1 protein-coding gene is annotated in these 315 nt (G+C 68.9%); it reads right to left on the bottom strand.

Annotation, left to right across the window (positions count from 1 at the left end; all coding sequences use genetic code 11):
- Window positions 1–315: alcohol dehydrogenase catalytic domain-containing protein (locus tag DK254_RS06475; protein WP_158546402.1), on the bottom strand; the 315-nt coding region annotated here is incomplete at both ends.

Genomic DNA, 315 nt, shown 5'->3' with positions numbered 1-315 from the left:
GGTGCCGTCGGGCATCAGGCCCTTGCCCTGGGTGGCGCGCACGGCCTGGCAGAGGTTGGTCTTGCCGGACTTGCAGAACTTGCACTCGCGGCATTCGGCGGTATACAGCGGGATCACGTGGTCGCCGACCTGCAGCGAGGTCACGCCCTCGCCCACCGCTTCGACGATGCCGCCACCCTCGTGGCCGAGGATGCACGGGAACACGCCTTCGGAATCCTGGCCGGACAGGGTGTAGGCGTCGGTGTGGCAGACCCCGGTGGCGACGATGCGTACCAGCACCTCGCCCTTCTTCGGCGGCGCCACGTCCACCTCGAC

Source organism: Pseudomonas sp. RW407 (genome assembly GCF_003176655.1).
Classification (GTDB): Bacteria; Pseudomonadota; Gammaproteobacteria; order Pseudomonadales; family Pseudomonadaceae; genus Pseudomonas; species Pseudomonas delhiensis.
Note: the sequence above shows the minus strand (reverse complement) of the source record. Positions and strands in the feature narration are given on the sequence as shown.